Annotated in this window: 17 protein-coding genes; 16 read left to right on the top strand and 1 reads right to left on the bottom strand. The window is 29.5% G+C overall.

The window, feature by feature from the left end; translation table 11 throughout:
• From wecB to JYG23_RS10095, 15 genes are all read left to right on the top strand, one after another.
• The gene (gene wecB, locus JYG23_RS10165) at positions 1-1,119 is read left to right on the top strand and encodes a non-hydrolyzing UDP-N-acetylglucosamine 2-epimerase (RefSeq protein WP_207235566.1); all 1,119 of its coding nucleotides are present in this window, start codon (positions 1-3) and stop codon (positions 1,117-1,119) included.
• 194 nt (positions 1,120-1,313) lie between these two features.
• The gene (locus JYG23_RS10160) at positions 1,314-1,529 is read left to right on the top strand and encodes an AtpZ/AtpI family protein (RefSeq protein ID WP_207235565.1); all 216 of its coding nucleotides are present in this window, start codon (positions 1,314-1,316) and stop codon (positions 1,527-1,529) included.
• Positions 1,530-1,546: 17 nt separating this feature from the next.
• Positions 1,547-1,954, top strand: a complete 408-nt coding sequence (locus JYG23_RS10155; protein ID WP_207235564.1) for an ATP synthase subunit I — start codon at positions 1,547-1,549, stop codon at positions 1,952-1,954.
• Entirely contained in the window at positions 1,954-2,673 is a 720-nt protein-coding gene (gene atpB, locus JYG23_RS10150; RefSeq protein WP_207235563.1) for a F0F1 ATP synthase subunit A, read from the top strand. The genes JYG23_RS10155 and atpB overlap by 1 nt, the downstream gene beginning before the upstream one ends.
• Positions 2,674-2,749: 76 nt before the next feature.
• Entirely contained in the window at positions 2,750-3,019 is a 270-nt protein-coding gene (gene atpE / locus JYG23_RS10145) for an ATP synthase F0 subunit C (RefSeq protein WP_207238002.1), read from the top strand.
• Between the two features lie 34 nt (positions 3,020-3,053).
• Entirely contained in the window at positions 3,054-3,566 is a 513-nt protein-coding gene (gene atpF / locus JYG23_RS10140; protein ID WP_207235562.1) for a F0F1 ATP synthase subunit B, read from the top strand.
• The gene (locus JYG23_RS10135) at positions 3,554-4,096 is read left to right on the top strand and encodes a F0F1 ATP synthase subunit delta (protein WP_207235561.1); all 543 of its coding nucleotides are present in this window, start codon (positions 3,554-3,556) and stop codon (positions 4,094-4,096) included. Before atpF ends, JYG23_RS10135 begins: the two co-directional genes overlap by 13 nt.
• A gap of 18 nt (positions 4,097-4,114) precedes the next feature.
• The gene (gene atpA, locus JYG23_RS10130) at positions 4,115-5,620 is read left to right on the top strand and encodes a F0F1 ATP synthase subunit alpha (RefSeq protein ID WP_207235560.1); all 1,506 of its coding nucleotides are present in this window, start codon (positions 4,115-4,117) and stop codon (positions 5,618-5,620) included.
• Between the two features lie 12 nt (positions 5,621-5,632).
• The gene (gene atpG / locus JYG23_RS10125; RefSeq protein ID WP_207235559.1) at positions 5,633-6,499 is read left to right on the top strand and encodes an ATP synthase F1 subunit gamma; all 867 of its coding nucleotides are present in this window, start codon (positions 5,633-5,635) and stop codon (positions 6,497-6,499) included.
• Between the two features lie 36 nt (positions 6,500-6,535).
• Positions 6,536-7,942 (top strand): F0F1 ATP synthase subunit beta, encoded by a 1,407-nt coding sequence (gene atpD / locus JYG23_RS10120; RefSeq protein ID WP_207235558.1) that lies wholly within the window; start codon positions 6,536-6,538, stop codon positions 7,940-7,942.
• Between the two features lie 16 nt (positions 7,943-7,958).
• Complete coding sequence (gene atpC, locus JYG23_RS10115; RefSeq protein ID WP_207235557.1) at positions 7,959-8,366, top strand: ATP synthase F1 subunit epsilon; 408 nt, start codon at positions 7,959-7,961, stop codon at positions 8,364-8,366.
• 323 nt (positions 8,367-8,689) lie between these two features.
• Positions 8,690-9,361 (top strand): response regulator transcription factor, encoded by a 672-nt coding sequence (locus tag JYG23_RS10110; RefSeq protein ID WP_207235556.1) that lies wholly within the window; start codon positions 8,690-8,692, stop codon positions 9,359-9,361.
• Position 9,362: 1 nt separating this feature from the next.
• Positions 9,363-10,370 (top strand): sensor histidine kinase, encoded by a 1,008-nt coding sequence (locus tag JYG23_RS10105; protein ID WP_207235555.1) that lies wholly within the window; start codon positions 9,363-9,365, stop codon positions 10,368-10,370.
• 112 nt (positions 10,371-10,482) lie between these two features.
• The gene (locus JYG23_RS10100) at positions 10,483-11,250 is read left to right on the top strand and encodes an ABC transporter ATP-binding protein (protein ID WP_207235554.1); all 768 of its coding nucleotides are present in this window, start codon (positions 10,483-10,485) and stop codon (positions 11,248-11,250) included.
• A complete protein-coding gene (locus tag JYG23_RS10095; RefSeq protein ID WP_207235553.1) occupies positions 11,243-13,258 on the top strand; it encodes an FtsX-like permease family protein in 2,016 nt (671 codons plus the stop codon). Before JYG23_RS10100 ends, JYG23_RS10095 begins: the two co-directional genes overlap by 8 nt.
• A gap of 103 nt (positions 13,259-13,361) precedes the next feature.
• Here the strand turns inward: JYG23_RS10095 and JYG23_RS10090 are convergent, their stop codons facing one another.
• The gene (locus tag JYG23_RS10090) at positions 13,362-13,988 is read right to left on the bottom strand and encodes a RecX family transcriptional regulator (RefSeq protein WP_207235552.1); all 627 of its coding nucleotides are present in this window, start codon (positions 13,986-13,988) and stop codon (positions 13,362-13,364) included.
• A gap of 172 nt (positions 13,989-14,160) precedes the next feature.
• On the opposite strand from JYG23_RS10090, the gene JYG23_RS10085 reads away from it, so the two are divergent.
• Positions 14,161-16,029: an S-layer homology domain-containing protein gene (locus JYG23_RS10085; protein ID WP_207235551.1), complete on the top strand. Its 1,869-nt coding sequence runs from the start codon at positions 14,161-14,163 to the stop codon at positions 16,027-16,029.
• The last annotated feature ends 34 nt before the right edge of the window (positions 16,030-16,063 follow it).

Raw genomic sequence — 16,063 nt, 5'->3', positions numbered from 1 at the left:
ATGGATAAATTAAAAGTATTGTTAGTGTTTGGAACTAGACCGGAAGCTGTTAAAATGGCGCCATTAATAAAAGAATTAAAAAAGCAAGACGAAATTATTACAAAGGTATGTGTTACAGGACAGCACAGAGAAATGCTAGACCAAATATTGCATGTATTTGATATAGTTCCTGATTATGATTTGAACATATTTAAACCGGGTCAAACTTTAACTGAGGTTACTCATAAATCACTTGTAGGTGTTGAAAAGGTAATAAAGGAATTTGAACCTGATTTAATGTTGGTACAAGGAGATACAACAGCTGTTTTTGCTGGAGCTTTAGCTGCTTTTTACAATGGAGTTAAAATAGGTCATGTGGAAGCAGGACTTAGAAGTGGTGATTTGTATTCGCCTTTTCCAGAAGAAGCAAACAGAATGTTAACAGGAGTTGTAACTAACTTTCATTTTGCTCCTACAAATCAAGCAAGAGAAAATTTATTTAAAGAAAATTATGATGAAGAGAAAATATTTGTTACAGGAAACACTGCTATAGATGCACTTCACATGGTACTAAATAAAGACTTTAAATTTAATGATGATTCAGTTAATAATATTGATTTTAAAAATAAGAAAGTAATATTGATGACAGCGCATAGAAGAGAAAATATAGGCGAAAATATGGAAAATATTTTTGGGGCGATAAAAGAAGTTGTGGAATCAAATGACAATGTTGAAATTATATACCCTATGCATAAAAATCCTAAAGTTAGGGAAATAGCAACGAAAATTTTAGGAGATAATAAAAGAATACATTTAACTGAACCTATAGACTATTTACCTTTTGCTCACTTAATGGCAAAATCATATTTAATAGTAACAGATTCTGGTGGTATACAAGAGGAGGCACCTTCTTTAGGTAAACCTGTACTTGTAGTTAGAAAAGAAACAGAAAGACCTGAAGGAATTGAAGCAGGTACAGCAAGACTAATTGGAGTAGATAAAGATAATATTGTTAAAAATATCAACAAGCTAGTTAGAGATGAAAAAGAATATGAAAAAATGGCTTTTGCAGTAAATCCGTACGGAGATGGAACAGCTGCAAAAAATATTGTTAGTATAATAAAAGAAAAGCTTCTTTAGCAAACTAAATACAAATTGCAAAAAGTTTCAATATTATATGATATTGAAGCTTTTTGCAATTTAAGCACTAAGTTATACAAATAGGTATTAGGAGAAAATAATAGAATTTAAAATTTTTAAAAATTGTTGTAAAATGGTAGTAAATAAATTATAATTCTAATTATCTATATAATAATAAAAAGTGATGTGATATATTGAGTAAAAAGTATGATGCTTTAAAAAATTTAACTTTAATTACACAGGTAGGACTAATTATTGTAACTTCTTTGTTAGTTTCAATATTTTTGGGTAATATTATAGATAGAGTGGTAAAAACAGAGTATATATTTAAAATAATATTTATACTTTTCGGTATTGCCTCAGGTTTTACAAGTGCTTATAAACTGATTATGAAATCAGTAAAAAAGTAGTATAGGTAGGTACAATAGTGAACAAAACAGCTAAATTACAGTATAAAATAATATTAATTGATGTAATTGTGCTAATAGTATTAATAATACTAGCCTTGTTTTTTACAAATGATTCAGTAGCTTGGATTAAAGGGTACATTTTCGGAGGTTTAATAGGTATTTTAAATTTTTTGTTATTAGGTCAAACAGTAAAAAAAGTTGTTACAATGTCACCTAGAGGTGCAAAAACATATGCTACAGCAAATTATTTTGTAAGATTAACAATCACGGCTGTAGTTTTAATTATAGCTTTAAAGGCTAACTATTTAAATGCAATTAGTGTAATAATAGGGCTTTTATTAATAAAATATATAATTTATTTTTCACAAATATTTAATAACAAAAGCAGTTTCAAAAGAATGACAAAAAGAAAGGAGGAAAAATAATGGAGAGTGGATTTGGACCTTTGGTGGTATGGAATTTTAAAATACCATTTACGGATATTATTATACCGATAACAAATACTGTTACAACAACATGGCTAATAATGATTGTAATAACAATAACATGTATTCTAGTAACAAGAAATTTTGAAAAAATTCCTAAAAAGGTACAGAATTTTGTTGAATTATTGGTAGATACTATTAACAATCTAACGAAGCAGACCATGGGTGAAGATAAAGTGCGATTTGCTCCTTATATGGGCACTATTTTAATATTTATGGCTATAGCAAATACTATAGGAATAATAGGATTAAGACCTCCAACAGCAGATCTTAATACTACTTTAGCTTTTGGTTTAGTAACATTTTGTCTTATTCAGTACAATGCTGTTAAATCAAAGGGAGTTGTTAAAAGATTAAAAGGTTTTACAGAACCTATATTTTTATTTACACCTATGAATCTTATTAGTGAAATAACAAATCCTATATCATTAGGATTTCGTCTGTTTGGTAATATAGTAGGAGGTCTTATAATTATGAATTTATTTTACGGTTTATTAGCAACCCTAAGTACATCCCTATTTGGACCAAATGCTTTGCCAGTATTTCAATTATTATTACCATTACCATTCCACGGATATTTTGATATTTTTGCAGGACTATTGCAGTCATTTATATTTGCAATGTTAACAATGGTTAACGTGTCTATGGCTATGGATTAATATTCAAATTTCAGATTAAAATATTTTAGAAAAAAACGACACATAAATTTAATTAAATTAGGAGGAAAATAAAATGATGTCAAATATAACAAATGAAGGTTTAATTTTAGCTTGTTCAGCAATTGGAGCGGGTTTAGCAATGATTGCCGGAGTAGGACCTGGTATTGGTGAAGGTTTTGCTGCAGGTAAAGCATGTGAAGGAGTTGGAAGACAGCCAGAAGCACAAGGAGATATAACAAGAACAATGCTTATAGGATGTGCTGTTGCAGAAACAACAGGTATTTACGGATTAATAGTTGCTTTAATATTATTGTTTGCTAACCCTCTATTAGGAAAATTAAAATAAAGTAAAAAATAAAATAAAGGGAGGCAATAATAATATGCTTGAGAGACTTGGTCTTGTTAATGTAGACGCTACATTATTTATAATGCTAATAAATATTGGTATATTATATTTTGTCTTGAAAAAATTTCTTTTCAAACCTGTTACTGCTTTTATGGATAAAAGAAGTAAGGGAATTGAAGACTCAATAAAAGATGCTGAAAACAAAGTAAAAGATGCTGAAAAATATAAAAACAATTATTTAGATAAACTTAATAATGCTCAAATTGAGAGAAAAGAAATAATTGACAAGGCTGTTTACAATGCTAATTTAAAAGCAGATAATATACTAAAAGAAGCTAAATCAGAGGCTTCAGCATTAAAAGTAAAAGCGGATAAGGATATTGAATTAGAGCGTAAAAAGGCTTACAACGATGTTAAGAGTGAAATATCATCTATAGCTATTATGGCTGCTAGTAAAGTTTTGGAATCGGAAGTTGATGAAAAGAAGAACAGTGAGTTGATTAATAAATTCATTGAAGAGGTAGGGGAAGTTAAATGGCAGAATTAGTTTCCACTACATATGCTATGGCTTTATTTGAAGTTAGTGTAGATGAAAAAAAAGTTGATCAATATCTAGATGAAGTGAATTTTGTTAAAAGTGTTTTGAATGAAAACAAGAAATTTTTTGAGCTTTTGAAAACACCAAAAATCAATACTAATGAAAAGAAAAAAATATTAAGCAATGTTTTTCAAGATAAACTTTGTAAAGAGGTTATGAACTTTCTTAATATTTTAGTTGATAAAAGAAGAATTGAACATATCATAGAAATAGCTAATGAATTCGAGAAAAGGGTTTATGATTATAAAGGAATAGTTAAGGCAAAAGCATTTTCGTCTATTGAATTAACTAGTAATCAAATCAAGAACCTTGAACTAAAACTTGAAAACAAAACGGGAAAGAATGTTGAGATAGAAAATATTATTGATAGTTCTTTGCTTGGTGGCGTAAAGATTAAATTTAATGATGTGGTTATTGATGGAACAGTAAAAGGCAGATTAAATGAATTAGAAAATTACTTAAATAGAATAATTGTTTAGGATTAGAGGTGAGAAGCTATGAATCTCAGACCAGAAGAGATAAGTCAAGTAATAAAACAACAAATAAAGAATTACGAGAATAATCTTGATACTGTAGATATTGGTACTGTTATCGAAGTTGGTGATGGTATATCAAGAATATATGGTTTAAAGGATTGTATGTCAGGAGAACTTTTAGATTTTGGCAATGATATATTTGGCATGGCTCTTAACTTAGAGGAAGACAATGTAGGTTGTGTTCTTTTGGGTAGTGATGCAGGTATTAAAGAAGGCGACACAGTAAAAAGAACTAAGAGGATAGTTGAAGTTCCTGTTGGTGATGTAATGATTGGTAGAGTTGTAGATGCACTAGGTCAACCAATAGATGGTAAGGGTGCTATAAATGCTACAAAGTTTAGACCAATTGAGGCAGTAGCTTCAGGGGTTATAGCGAGAAAGTCAGTTAGTGTTCCACTACAAACAGGTATTAAAGCGATAGACTCTATGATACCAATAGGTAGAGGACAAAGAGAGTTAATAATAGGTGATAGACAAACTGGTAAAACAGCAATAGCTATCGATACTATATTAAATCAAAAAGGTCACGATGTTATATGTATTTATGTAGCAATAGGTCAAAAGAAATCAACAGTTGCTAAAACAGTTGAAGTATTAGCAAAAGGTGGAGCAATGGACTATTCAATAATTGTATCAGCTACAGCTAGTGAAACAGCTCCATTGCAATATATAGCTCCTTATTCAGGTGTTTCAATAGCAGAAGAATTCATGTATGACGGTAAAGATGTTTTGATAGTGTATGATGATTTGTCAAAACATGCGGTTGCTTATCGTGCAATGAGTTTACTACTTCGTAGACCACCAGGACGTGAAGCTTACCCAGGGGATGTATTCTACTTACACTCAAGATTATTAGAACGTGCGGCTAGAGTATCAGATGAATTTGGTGGTGGTTCAATAACAGCATTACCTATTATAGAAACACTTGCTGGAGATATTTCTGCATATATACCAACAAACGTAATATCTATCACAGATGGACAGATATTCTTGGAAACTGAATTGTTTTCATCAGGTCAAAGACCAGCTATAAATGCAGGACTTTCAGTATCGCGTGTTGGTGGTGCAGCACAAATTAAAGCTATGAAGAAGGTTGCTGGGTCATTAAAACTTGAACTTGCACAATATAGAGAGCTTGCATCATTTGCACAATTTGGTTCAGATCTTGATAAAGAAACAAAAGATGTTCTAGAACATGGTGCTAGACTTATGCAGGTGCTAAAACAACCACAATATAGCCCAATTCCTGTTGAAAATCAAGTTATGATGCTATATTTAGCAAATAAAAGATACTTGTTAGATGTACCAGTTGATAGAATTAGTGAATTTGAAAAAGATTTCTATAATTTTATGGATTTACAATATCCTGAAATTGGAGTTACTATAAAACAAAGCGGTCAATTATCTGACGAAACTAAAGAAAAATTAGACGCAGCAATAGAAGCTTTCAAGAAAAGCTTCGCGTAGGGGGGTGTCAAATTGCCTCAAGGATTGAACGATATAAAAAGACGTATTAAAAGTGTTAACAGCACTATGCAAATAACTAAGGCAATGGAGCTTGTATCTACTGCAAAGCTTAAAAGAGCTAGAGTTAGACTTGAAAAGTCTAAGCCTTACTTTGAATCAACATTAGAAAGTATTAAAGATGTATTAGCTAACACAAAAGGTGTTAGACATCCTTTTATAGAAAAAAGAGAAGTTAAGAATACACTATATGTACTAATAACTTCAGACAAAGGTCTTGCTGGTGGTTACAATGCCAATGTATGTAAATTATTGCAAAATGAAATAAAAAGCAAAGACACGGCTAAGATTATTGCTATAGGAGTAAAAGGTAGAGATTTTTTTAGAAGAAGAGGATATGATGTTATAGAAAGTATTACTGGAGTATCTGAAACACCAGATGCTTTTAGTGCAAAGCTTGTTGGAGATAAAGCAATAGAACTTTATAAAACAAAAGAAGTTGACGAGATTAAAATAATCTATACTCAATTTAAGAGTACTATTTCATATATTCCTGAGATTATTAAATTGTTGCCGGCTACGTTTGAGTCAAAAGAACATGATAAGGCTAAAAATGTTATTACACCATTGATAAATTTTGAGCCATCACCAGAGAGCGTGTTGGATTATTTAATTCCTAAATACATTATTAGTACAATATATGGTGCTATGGTTGAATCTTCTGCTAGTGAAAGTGGTTCTAGAAGAATTGCTATGGAAAATGCGACTGACAATGCAGATGAGATGATAACAACACTAAAGCTAGTTAAAAACAGAGCAAGACAAGCGGCGATAACACAAGAAATTTCTGAAATAGTTAGTGGTGCAGAAGCACTTTCGTAATATGCAAAATAGAAAAGTGAAAGGATGTGAATATTCTTGTCAGGAAAAAACATTGGAAAAATTAAAAAAGTAATAGGACCAGTTGTTGATATAGAATTTAATGAAGGACATTTACCAAACCTGTTAAATGCTATAGAAGTCACACTTAATGGTAAAACAATAGTTTGTGAAGTATCACAACACGTTGGTGATGACACTGTTAGATGTATATCAATGGATACTACTGACGGATTTGTAAGAGGAATGGATGCTGTAGACACAGGTGCACCTATACAAGTTCCAGTAGGAAGAGAAACATTAAGTAGATTATTTAATGTTACAGGTCAAACAATAGATAAAAAAGGATCTTTAGATCACATACAAAAGGCTTCAATTCATAGACCAGCTCCATCGTTTGAAGAGCAACAAACAACAACAGAAATATTTGAAACAGGTATTAAGGTTGTTGACCTTATGTGCCCTTATTCTAAAGGTGGTAAGATAGGTCTATTTGGAGGTGCTGGAGTTGGTAAAACAGTACTTATCCAAGAGCTTATTAACAATATAGCTACTGAACACGGTGGATTATCAGTATTTGCTGGTGTAGGTGAAAGAACAAGAGAAGGTAATGACCTTTATAATGAAATGATTGAATCAGGAGTTATTAACAAAACTACCATGGTTTTCGGTCAAATGAATGAACCTCCAGGAGCCAGAATGAGAGTTGCTTTAACAGGACTTACAATGGCAGAATACTTTAGAGATCAAGAAGGTCAAGATGTTCTACTATTTATAGACAATATATTTAGATTTACACAAGCGGGTTCAGAGGTTTCAGCATTACTTGGACGTATGCCAAGTGCCGTTGGCTATCAGCCAACACTTGCTACTGAGATGGGACAATTACAAGAAAGAATTACTTCTACTAAAAAAGGTTCTATCACATCAGTTCAAGCAGTATACGTGCCAGCAGATGACTTAACTGACCCAGCTCCTGCTACTACATTTGCCCATCTTGATGCAACAACAGTTCTATCAAGAAAAATAACTGAAATGGGTATATATCCAGCGGTTGATCCATTGGATTCAAGTTCAAGAATTCTAGACCCACAAATCATTGGTGAAGAACACTATAAGATTGCTCGTGGAGTTCAAGAGGTATTACAAAAATACAACGAATTACTTGATATAATTGCAATATTAGGTATGGACGAATTATCTGATGATGATAAAATAGTTGTAACAAGAGCAAGAAGAATGCAAAGATTTTTATCTCAACCATTTACTGTTGCTGAACAGTTTACTGGTATGAAAGGACAATATGTTCCATTAAAAGAAACAATAAGAGGTTTTAAAGAAATTCTTGAAGGAAAATATGACGATCTTCCAGAACAAGCTTTTATGTTTGCTGGAACTATAGACCAAGTAGTAGAAAAAGCCAACAAAATGAGAGAGGAAAACTAAAGAAGGGGTGGTAATTATGGCAGAAAAAGAGTTTTTGCTTGAAATAGTTACACCTGAACATGTATTCTATTCAGGAAATGCTGAAAAAGTTATTGTTAGAACTGTAGTTGGCGATATTTGTATTTTAAAAAATCACGAACCACACGTAGCACCACTTGATGTAGGACAATTAAAAGTAGTATATGAAGGTAAAGATAGATTTGCAGTACTTTCTCAAGGATTTATCAAGGTTGAAAAAACTAAGGTAACAATACTAACAGATACAGCAGAGTGGGCTGATGAAATAGATTTAAAAAGAGCTGAAGAAGCAAAAGAAAGAGCTAAAAGACGTCTTGATTCAAAAAATTCTACAACAATAGACGTTGTACGTGCAGAGTTAGCTTTAAGAAAAGCTATTCAGAGAATTAATATAGCAAGAAAATAAAAGAATTAGAGTTTTAAATCTTCATAGGTTTAAAGCTCTTTTTATATACTAGGAAAGTTCTACTTCTAGTATATAAAAAACGAGGATTGCAAAGGACGGGACGTCCTTGCCTTTAAGGGGGGTGCTCAATAAAAATGTTTATGAAGTAGGCATTTTTACGCCGAAGGGGGACATAGGTCCCCCTAGCGGAGTTGCGTAGCAACTTTTTTATATTATTAATATATTTATATTAAAGTAAATTTTATAAGTCCAATTATATAATTATTGAAAGTATTTAACAAATGTGATAATGTTATTTTAATTAAGATAAAGTTGGTGATAAAATGTATAAAATTTTAATTGTTGAAGATGATGAAACAATAGCATCGTTATTGAAGTCGCATTTTGAAAAATGGGGTTACGAAGTAGAAAAAATAGATGATTTTAAAAATATAGATAAGCAGGTGGCGCATATAAAGCCTCATATAATTCTGCTGGATATTATGTTACCTTATTTCAATGGTTTTCACTGGTGCAATGAAATTAGAAAATTTTCCAATATTCCAGTAATATTTATATCATCTGCATCAGACAACATGAACATAGTCATGGCAATGAATATGGGTGGAGATGACTTTATCAGCAAACCTTTCGATACAAATGTTTTGACAGCTAAAGTACAAGCGTTAATAAGACGTGCTTATGCTTTCCAAACTAAAACAAATATAATTGAGTATAACGGAGTAGTTTTGAATTTGAATGACACAACTGTAACTTATAAGGACAATAAAGCGGAGCTCACTAAAAATGAATACAAAATACTACAGCTTTTAATGGAAAATAGCCAAAAAATAATTTCTCGGGATAAAATAATGGAAAATCTTTGGGAAAGTGAAAGCTTTATTGATGATAATACCTTAACGGTAAATATGACTAGATTAAGAAAAAAATTAGAGGAAATAGGTATTGTAGATTATATTAAAACAAAAAAAGGATTGGGATATGTGGTAAGCTAATATGGATAATTTTTCTTGTGTGTTTAAAGAATTTTTAAAAAAGAATATATTATTAATAACACTTTTTTTATTAAGCTACATAATCATATTTTTATTATGTTTTTTATATTCTGTAAACTTTGAAATAGCAATTTATTTTGTTTTACTAACATTAGCCTTGAATTTATCAGTTGGTTTATATAGATTCATTAGATTTTATTATAAGCATAATAAATTACAAAGCATAATAGAAAATTGTGTAATTAGTGATTTAGATTTCGTAAAGTCAGCAAACGTAATAGAAGATGACTATCAGAAGCTTGTCAAAAAGTTTAATAAATTGTTGGAGCAAACAATTACACAAAAAGATACAGTTTATGAAGAAATGACAGATTATTATACTATATGGGCTCATCAAATTAAAACCCCAATATCCGCAACAAATCTTCTTCTCCAAACAGAAGAAACAAGTCTGAATTATGATATATCAGAGCAGCTTTTCAGAATTGAGCAATATGTGGAAATGGCATTACAATATTTGAGAATGAGCAATATGTCCAATGATTTATTGATAAAAACATACTCACTAGATAGTATAGTTAAAAAATCGATAAAAAAATTTGCTAAGCTTTTTATAAGAAAAAGGATTACACTTGAATATAGCGATTTAAATTGTTCAGTGTTAACAGATGAAAAATGGATTCAGTTTGTTATTGAGCAGATTTTATCTAACTCACTTAAGTATACCAATAAAGGTAAAATATCAATTTATATGGATGAAAAGTTATCCAAAACACTAGTTATTGAGGATACAGGTATAGGTATTGAAAAAGAGGACTTGCCACGCGTGTTTGAAAAAGGTTTTACAGGTTATAACGGTAGAGAAGATAAGAAATCAACTGGTATAGGGTTGTTTCTATGTAAGAATATAGTGAAAAAGCTATCTCACACTATTAGTATAGAGTCGGAAGTTTCTGTTGGTACTAAGATTAGATTAGGTTTAGAAACGCTAAATATATTTCATGAATAATATCTACCTTGCATAATTGTAAGAATTAGTTTGAAAATGTAAGCTAAAGTTATGGTGATACATTTTCTTTTTATTTATAATCATAGTATAAAATAAATTTGGAGGAAATGTTATGTCATTATTACAAGTAAATAATTTAAAAAAAATATATACAACTCGTTTTGGAGGAAATAAAGTCGAAGCATTAAAAAATGTAAATTTTAGTATTGAAGAGGGCGAGTATGTAGCTATAATGGGTGAATCAGGTTCAGGAAAAACAACACTGCTAAACATATTAGCTTCGCTTGATAAGCCAACAAGTGGAGAAGTTCTTTTAAATGGCAAAAATATTGTAGATATAAATGAACATGAAATATCAGCGTTCAGAAGAGATAACTTAGGATTTATATTTCAAGATTTTAATTTATTAGACACTTTTACTATAAAAGACAATATATTTTTGCCTCTTGTTTTAGCTAAAAAAAGCTACGATGAAATGAGTAAAAAAATAATTCCAATAGCTAAGAAGCTTGGTATATATGAACTATTAAACAAGTTTCCATATGAGGCTTCAGGTGGACAAAAACAACGTACAGCAGTTGCAAGGGCACTAATTACAGAGCCTAAAATAGTTCTTGCCGATGAACCGACAGGAGCTTTAGATTCTCGTTCAACAGATGAGCTTTTGGACATTTTCACAAAAGTAAATTCAACTGGGCAAACAATACTTATGGTTACACATAGTGTTAAAGCAGCAAGCCACGCTAAAAGAGTCCTTTTTATAAAGGATGGTGAGGTGTTCCATCAAATATATAAAGCAGCAATGTCAAACGAAGCTATGTATCAAAAAATATCTGATACTCTAACAACTATTGCGACAGGCGGTGCAAGAGATGAATAGGATGTTTTATACAAAGCTTGCTTTTACAAATATAAAAAATAATAAAAAGACGTATATACCATATATACTGACATGTATTTGTACAATTATGATGTACTATATGATGCATGCTCTTTCAGTTGATGAGAGTTTAAGCTCAATGTATGGTGGACGAACAATTCATTCGTATTTGTTTATAGGGAATATTATAATAGGTATATTTGCTACGATATTTCTATTTTATACAAATAATTTTTTAATTAGGAATAGGAAAAAAGAATTTGGATTATTTAATATTCTTGGTATGGAGAAAAAACATATTTCAATAATATTGTTACTTGAAACATTGATTATAACAATATTTAGTTTAATAATTGGTATTATAGCAGGTATACTGTTTTCAAAATTAGCATTACTACTTTTACTTAAAATTTTAAACTTTGATGTTAAATTTGGATTTAGCTTATCGATTAAATCAATCATATCAACTACAATATTGTTTGTATTTATTTTCGGACTTTCATTTTTAAATAATCTAAGACAAATACATTTATCTAATCCAGTGGAGTTGTTGAGCGGTGCAAAGCAAGGTGAGAAAGAACCTAAAACTAAGATTGTTTTGTCTCTTGTTGGATTAGTATCACTTGGTGCTGGTTACTATATAGCTATAGTTACAAAAAATCCTGTGTCAGCGATGGCATTATTTTTTATAGCGGTAGTGCTTGTAATTATAGGAACCTATTGTTTGTTTACAGCAGGTAGCATATTGTTTTTGAAAATTCTTAAGAGAAATAAAAACTACTATTATAAAACAAAACATTTTATAAGTGTATCAGGTATGATTTACAGAATGAAACAAAATGCAGTAGGATTATCAAATATATGTATTCTTTCAACAATGGTCTTAGTAACTGTTTCTTCAACGGTATCTTTATTTGTTGGCATGGATGATATATTGGTAACAAGATATCCAAATGACATTATTATTACCAGTAATCTATCCGATGATGAAAATGGAAATTTAATAAAAGATGATAATTATATTAATGGTCTTAGTAAAGTTGTAGATGATGTTTTAGCTAAGTATAACAATAAACAAATTGATAAAGTGAATTACAAATATTTTAGTATTACAACATTACAAAATAATGAAAATTTTGATGTTTTGCTTGATTTACATAGTTTTAATGCAAATGTACAAGATTTTTATTTAATTACTTTAGAAGATTACAATAGATTATTTAACGCTACTACACAATTAAATGATGGTGAAGCATTAATTTATAGCAATAGAAATGAAATAGAGTATGATGAGATAACGCTTTTAGGAGAAAAAATAAAAATAGTAGGCAAAATGAAAGATAAATTGATTAACCCAAATTCATCAATGAATATAATTAGCAGTCACATTTTGGTAGTTAAAGATGAAAGTGTAGTTGATAAATATTATGATAAAGTCAGTAAAATAAGTAAGGAGAATAATAATGATCCTACTTTAAAAAAATATTTTATAGGAATTGACTTAGATACAGAAAAAGGTAAAAAAATAGAAATATTTAAAGATGTCAAAGAGAATCTGAGAATGGACTATGCAAATAGCTGGGTTGAGTGCAGAGCAAATGAAGAACAGGAATTCTGCTCGGTTTATGGTGGAATATTCTTTTTAGGAATATTCTTAGGTATATTGTTCATTATGGCAACAGTTCTCATTATGTATTATAAACAGATTTCAGAAGGTTTTGATGATAAAGCTAGATTTAATATAATGCAGCAGGTTGGAATGAGTAAAAAAGAGGTAAAAAGTTCAATTCACTCTCAGGTAATAACAGTGTTTTTCTTACCTTTAATAGTTTCAGGAATACACACAACGCTTGCATTTCCAATGATAAGTAGAATACTTGCATTACTTAATTTAACTAATACATCACTATTTGTAATGTGTACAGTTGCAACTTATTTAATATTTGGATTATTCTATATTCTAGTCTATGGGATGACAGCAAAAACTTATTATAAGATAGTTGAATAAATAATAAAAGCAATATCAGTAATAATGATATTGCTTTTTCTTATACAATTATGTTCATAAAGCTTTTAGTTCATTTCAAAATTTTGAGATATTTTGCAAAAGATTATCTCTTTATTAATTGTGATATTACTTTGTTTGCAACATCAAAATCATATCCTTTGCTTACAAGAAATCTAAATAATTTTGATTTAATTTTAATCATTTCCATTTCTTTATAAGTTTTAATTTTTTTCTCAGCTATAGCAAGAGCACGTTCATATTCCTGTTCTTTATCAATCATAGATATTTTCTGGGAAATAATACCTTTATCAACACCTTTTTGATATAATCCGTTCTTAATCTTATTAATACCATTTTTTGAGAATTTTAATTTGTCGTTAATATATTTTTCACAGTAAATTGTGTCATTTATATAATTATACTCTTTTAATTTAGTTATAACATTGTCAATTATATTTTTTTCATAATCCTTTTCGAGTAATTTGGTAATTATCTCTTTTTCTGTTCTGTCTTTTCTTGTTAAAAGAGCTATTGAATAATTGAGTGCTTTAGAAAAATCTTCAGCCTTAAGTATCTTTTCAATAAATTCATCATCTAATTTCACACCTTTTGATAAATTATATTTTAAATATATTTCCAAATCTAATCCAAAAGCAAATTTATTGTCTAAAAATACACTTACTCTTTTATTATTTTTTTTTTGGTATTCAATACTTGTTATTGTTTTCATATGTACCCCTTTGTTAAATATTAATTATATTTTATCAGTATTTTAAAAAAAGTAAAGTTCCAATTAGCAGTTGTAAATTAAATTGCAAATAACAGCATTTTATGTTATAATATTCAACAAAATAGCAAATTGTAATTAACTAAGAAATTAATAAAAATTGTGGGAGGAACTAATGAAAAACAAGAAAGTATATAAAATTATAGTGTTAGCTATGATATTTTGCATGGTTATGACATCAATTGTAAGTGCGGAAACTGTTAAATTTACAGATATTGATAATAGCTGGGCAAAGGAATTCATAGTTAAATCAGCCGATTTAGGAATAATTAAAGGTAGTACAGATGGGACGTTTAGACCTAAGGATAAAGTAACACAACTTGAAACTTTAATTATGCTTTCAAGATTATATACAATAGATGAAAAATTGCAAAAGCAGATACAGACTAAATATGATTCATTCTTAAAAGAAAATATAGATAGTAAATATAGTTGGGCATATAATGAGCTTTCTACAGCATTAGCATTAAATATAATTTCAACAGATGGATTAAAGAGTTTGAATGATAAAGGATATTTAGGTAAAAAAAGCACAAAAGAAGAAGTTGCTATTTTGATGACAAAGGCAATGCTTTTAAAAGATGAAGTGGAAAAACTATCTTCTAAAATATATACCTTACCATTTTCTGATTCATCTAAGATTTCAACATCAGCAAGACCATATATTTACATAATGCACGATAAAAAAATATTAGGTGGAGATACAGATGGCAATATAAATCCAAAAAGTGAAATAACTAGGGAACAATTTGCCAAGATGGTTTCTATAGCATATGATTATATATCTGATAATAAGGTAAAACCACAGTTTCCTGATTTTGAAACTTATTTGACTTTAAAAGGTACTGTAACAAATGTTACATTGAATTCTATAGAGTCTTATTTAGAGATTGAGCTAGATACAACAAAAGAAGTAAGTATTGTTAGAATGGTTGAAGAGCAAACTAATATAAAAATTGACAAAACTACATCAAGTATCAAAAGATTAGAGAAGGGTATGTCTGTAGAATGTCAAGTGGCTGTATCGACAAATATTGCAAAGAGTGTTACAGTTGATACATCAATAACACTAGTAGAGGGCAAAATTAAAAGAGTTTATTTTGTTTCTCCTATGAAGTTAATCATTGTTGACAATAAAAATAACGAAAAGACATACACTATAGGGGAAAATGTAGTAACTACTCTTGATGGAAAAATTATTGATTTTAAAAACTTAGTTAAGTATGATAAAGTAACTGTAAAACTTATGGATGACAAGGTAACCCAAGTAGATGCTATAGGAAGATTGCAAACATATAGCGGTAAAATAAAAAATATTGAATACGATATTCCTATAAAGCTTATGATTGAAGATGCAACAGGTAAAATTAATACGTTTGTTTATGTTAGTGAACCAGATGTAACTAGGAATTCAAAAGATACTACATTTGATCAACTAAGAGTAGGTGATTTAGTAGTAGTTAGAACAGAATATGATGTATTAACTGCAATAGATGCAACAGCAGTTGCAACAGAGTCAGATACAGCAGGAGTAATTAAAGAAATAATTATAGGAACACAAAATAAAATTAAGATACAAGATAAAGATGGTGCAGTACACGAATATAGAGTAAGCAACAATGCTAAAATGAGTATTTTAAATAGTACATCATCAATATATGATTTAAGGGTTGGCTACAATGTAAGTTTAAGCTTTGAAGGACAGGATGTAATTTCAATTGAAGCTACAGAAACGGAAGCATCACAACAGATAAATGGAAAGATTATTTATATTAATGTTGAAAAGAAAACAGTTATGGTAAAAATAACAAAAGAATTTGGTGAAGAAGAGATTTTATATGTAAGCTTAGGTTCAAATGCTAAAATAATGACATTATCAGCACAGGTTAAATATATCAAGGATTTGAAAATTGGTGATTCTATTATAAGTGTTGGTTCATATAGTGGTGGAACATTTAACGCTGTTAGTATAATAATAAAATAGAACGGTAAAAATAGTAGATAATGAATAGACATGG

Source organism: Sedimentibacter sp. zth1, from assembly GCF_017352195.1.
Lineage (GTDB): Bacteria > Bacillota > Clostridia > Tissierellales > Sedimentibacteraceae > UBA1535.
Note: the sequence above shows the minus strand (reverse complement) of the source record. Positions and strands in the feature narration are given on the sequence as shown.

What these genes read in the sequence shown, in the direction of transcription:
- wecB (WP_207235566.1), top strand. Translation starts at nt 1, where the DNA reads ATGGATAAATTAAAAGTATTGTTAGTGTTTGGAACTAGACCGGAAGCT.
- atpB (WP_207235563.1), top strand. Translation starts at nt 1,954, where the DNA reads ATGGAGAGTGGATTTGGACCTTTGGTGGTATGGAATTTTAAAATACCA.
- atpE (WP_207238002.1), top strand. Translation starts at nt 2,750, where the DNA reads ATGTCAAATATAACAAATGAAGGTTTAATTTTAGCTTGTTCAGCAATT.
- atpF (WP_207235562.1), top strand. Translation starts at nt 3,054, where the DNA reads ATGCTTGAGAGACTTGGTCTTGTTAATGTAGACGCTACATTATTTATA.
- JYG23_RS10135 (WP_207235561.1), top strand. Translation starts at nt 3,554, where the DNA reads ATGGCAGAATTAGTTTCCACTACATATGCTATGGCTTTATTTGAAGTT.
- atpA (WP_207235560.1), top strand. Translation starts at nt 4,115, where the DNA reads ATGAATCTCAGACCAGAAGAGATAAGTCAAGTAATAAAACAACAAATA.
- atpC (WP_207235557.1), top strand. Translation starts at nt 7,959, where the DNA reads ATGGCAGAAAAAGAGTTTTTGCTTGAAATAGTTACACCTGAACATGTA.
- JYG23_RS10110 (WP_207235556.1), top strand. Translation starts at nt 8,690, where the DNA reads ATGTATAAAATTTTAATTGTTGAAGATGATGAAACAATAGCATCGTTA.
- JYG23_RS10105 (WP_207235555.1), top strand. Translation starts at nt 9,363, where the DNA reads ATGGATAATTTTTCTTGTGTGTTTAAAGAATTTTTAAAAAAGAATATA.
- JYG23_RS10100 (WP_207235554.1), top strand. Translation starts at nt 10,483, where the DNA reads ATGTCATTATTACAAGTAAATAATTTAAAAAAAATATATACAACTCGT.
- JYG23_RS10095 (WP_207235553.1), top strand. Translation starts at nt 11,243, where the DNA reads ATGAATAGGATGTTTTATACAAAGCTTGCTTTTACAAATATAAAAAAT.
- JYG23_RS10090 (WP_207235552.1), bottom strand. Translation starts at nt 13,988, where the DNA reads ATGAAAACAATAACAAGTATTGAATACCAAAAAAAAAATAATAAAAGA.
- JYG23_RS10085 (WP_207235551.1), top strand. Translation starts at nt 14,161, where the DNA reads ATGAAAAACAAGAAAGTATATAAAATTATAGTGTTAGCTATGATATTT.